The following is a 2547-nucleotide window of genomic DNA, read 5'->3' as shown; positions in this document are numbered from 1 at the left end:
GGGGGGGGCAGCGGCGGGGGGGGGCGGCGGGGGGGGGGGGGCGCCCCCCCCGGCGGCGGGGGGGGGGGGGGGCCCCCCCCCGGGGGGCCCCCCCCCCCGACGCTCGCCTTCGTCACACGTCGTCCAGCTCCCGGAACATCACGAGCAGATCGACGTAGCCGTGAACGGTATGCCGGAACGCCGCCGGCAGGCGGGCCAGCACCCGGAAGCCGAGGGCCGTCCACAGCTTCACGGCCGCCTCGTTCGTTGAAACCACCGCGTTGAACTGCACCGCCCGGAACCCCGCCCGCTTCGCCTCCCGCAGCGAGTGCTCGCCCATCGCGCGGCCGACGCCGAGGCCGCGGGCCGCCGGCGACACCATGTACGCCCCGTTCGCCACGTGCGCCCCCAGCCCCGGCTGGTTCGGCTTGATGAGGTACGCCCCGACGACCCGCCCCTCGTGTTCCGCCACGAACGGGAACCCGCCCGGCTGGAACCAGTAGCCGAGCGCGACCTCCCGCGGCGTGTCCGGGGCGAACACGAACGCGTCGCCGGGGGCGGTGACGGCCCGGAAGATGTCCCAGATCGCGTCGTCGTCGGCACGGGTCGCGGGGCGGATGGTGAGCATGGCGGTTCAATTTTACCGACGGCGCGAAACCGCGCCGATCCGGGGTTGTAAGCTATGCTAAGATGTTGCCCGCGACGAGGAGAGGTGGTCATGTTCCAGTGGTTGTTCGGGGACGGCAAGAAGCGCGCGACGGACCGGTCGGAGCGGAACGCGGTCATCCGCCGGATCGTGACGGCGGCCGCGAACACGACGCCGAAGCCGAAGTCGGCCGAACCGGCGGGCGAAGTCCTCGGGCCGTTCACGGTCAGCGCCGACAACCCGGCCGACGGCGGCGGCCTGGCCCGCGACAAGGTCGCTGAGCGGGCATACGACATCTGGGTCCGCAACGGCCGGCCGACCGGCACGGCCGAGCACGACTGGCAGCAGGCCGTCCGCGAGCTGGCCGCCGAGCAGGCCCCGCAGCCGACCGCCGTGTCGTGACGCTCGCCGTCCGCGACGCCCGCGCCCCCGACTCGCCGGTGGCCCGCTGGGACGCCCGGTGGAAGCTGGCGGCGGCGCTCCTGTTCGCCGCCGCCGTCGCCGTCCTGCGACAGCCGCTCCCGCTCCTCGCCGCGTTCGCCGCGTCCCTCGGCGTCGTCACTCTTTCCCGCCTGTCACTTCGCCGAACCGTCGAACGAATCGGGCTGCTCCTCTTCGCCGTGCTGCCGTTCGTGCTGGTACTGCCGTTCACCGTGGACGGCGGGTTGGCCGTCGCCGCGCTCGTCGCGCTGCGGTGCGTGACCATCGGGCTAATCGCGTTCGTCGTGGCGAGCACCGCGCCGCTGCCGCGGACGTTCGCCGCCGCCCGCGCGATGGGGCTGCCCGGCGTGCTCGTCCTCGTCGCGCAGCTGGCCTACCGGTACGCCTTCGCGCTGTTCGCGGAAGCCCGCCGGCTGCGGCTCGCGATGCGGACGCGGGCGTTCAAGTTGCGGACGAACGCGCACACGTACCGCACGCTCGGCCACGCGGCCGGGGCGCTCCTGGTCCGCGGCGGCGACCACGCGGACACGGTCGCGGCGGCGATGAAGTGCCGCGGGTTCGACGGCACGCCGCGGATGCTCTCGCCGTTCCATACGACCGCCGCGGACGTGGCCGCGTTCCTCGCGGTCGCGGGTGGTACAATCGCCCTCGTCGCCTGGGAGCGCCTGTCGTGATCCGCGCCGCCGCCCTGACGCACCGGTTCGCCGACGGCCGCACGGCCCTCGACGGGGTGACGTTCGACATCGCCGCCGGCGAGAGCGTCGCGCTGGTCGGGCCGAACGGCGCGGGCAAGACGACGCTGTTCCTGCGGCTGTGCGGCGTCCTCGGCGGGCCGCGGGGGCAGGCGGTCGTCGCCGGCCTCGACCCGGCCGACCCGCAGCAGCGGCGGAAGCTGCCCGCGGCCGTCGGCGTCGTGTTCCAGAACCCGGACGACCAACTCTTCAGCCCGACCGTCTTCGACGACGTGGCGTTCGGCCCGCTCAACCTCGGCCTGTCGGAACCAGACGTGCGAACCCGCACGGCCGAGGCGCTGGCGGCGGTCGGGCTGCCGGGCCACGGCGACCGCGTGCCGCACCACCTGTCCGGCGGCGAGAAGCGGCGGGCGGCCGTGGCGACCGTGCTGTCCATGAAGCCGGACGTGCTGCTGCTGGACGAGCCGTCGATGTTCCTCGACCCCCGCGGCCGGCGGGAACTGATCCGGCTGATGGCCGCGCTGCCGGGCACGAAGCTGATCGCGACGCACGACCTGGAGTTGGTCCTCGACACCTGCCCGCGGGTGCTGGTGTTGGACGGCGGCAAGCTCGTCGCCGACGGCCCGGCCGCGGCGCTGCTCGCGGACGAGCGATTGATGGACACGCACGGGCTGGAAGTGCCGTACCGAATACGTGCAAAGTAGGTCCGACCACGCGAGCGGAAGACGACCCCTATATAGCCGCCGGCTTGCCGGCGGGGCTTTGGGGGTCGCAAAACCCCGCCGGCAA

Annotated in this window: 4 protein-coding genes; 3 read left to right on the top strand and 1 reads right to left on the bottom strand. The window is 74.0% G+C overall.

Annotated features, from left to right (window positions below; all coding sequences use genetic code 11):
• Window positions 1-112 precede the first annotated feature (112 nt).
• Window positions 113-607 carry a GNAT family N-acetyltransferase gene (locus tag AC5JJ2_RS14440; protein WP_495858706.1) on the bottom strand — a complete coding sequence of 165 codons (495 nt, stop codon included), beginning with the start codon at window positions 605-607 and terminating at the stop codon, window positions 113-115.
• 90 nt (window positions 608-697) lie between these two features.
• Here AC5JJ2_RS14440 and AC5JJ2_RS14435 point away from each other — a divergent pair, with 90 nt between their 5' ends.
• Genes AC5JJ2_RS14435 through AC5JJ2_RS14425 form a run of 3 tightly spaced genes read left to right on the top strand, consistent with a single transcriptional unit; the run spans window position 698 to window position 2462 of the window.
• Window positions 698-1027, top strand: coding sequence for a DUF2934 domain-containing protein (locus tag AC5JJ2_RS14435; RefSeq protein WP_495858705.1), 330 nt, complete (start codon window positions 698-700; stop codon window positions 1025-1027).
• Window positions 1024-1740, top strand: a complete 717-nt coding sequence (locus tag AC5JJ2_RS14430; protein ID WP_495858704.1) for an energy-coupling factor transporter transmembrane component T family protein — start codon at window positions 1024-1026, stop codon at window positions 1738-1740. Before AC5JJ2_RS14435 ends, AC5JJ2_RS14430 begins: the two co-directional genes overlap by 4 nt.
• Window positions 1737-2462, top strand: coding sequence for an energy-coupling factor ABC transporter ATP-binding protein (locus tag AC5JJ2_RS14425; RefSeq protein ID WP_495858703.1), 726 nt, complete (start codon window positions 1737-1739; stop codon window positions 2460-2462). Before AC5JJ2_RS14430 ends, AC5JJ2_RS14425 begins: the two co-directional genes overlap by 4 nt.
• Window positions 2463-2547: the final 85 nt, after the last annotated feature.

It is taken from the genome of Limnoglobus sp. (assembly GCF_059499385.1).
This window is presented reverse-complemented; position numbering and strand designations above follow the sequence as displayed.

Excerpts from the sequence above, each read along its gene's own strand:
- AC5JJ2_RS14440 (WP_495858706.1), bottom strand. The coding sequence starts at position 607 with ATGCTCACCATCCGCCCCGCGACCCGTGCCGACGACGACGCGATCTGG.
- AC5JJ2_RS14435 (WP_495858705.1), top strand. The coding sequence starts at position 698 with ATGTTCCAGTGGTTGTTCGGGGACGGCAAGAAGCGCGCGACGGACCGG.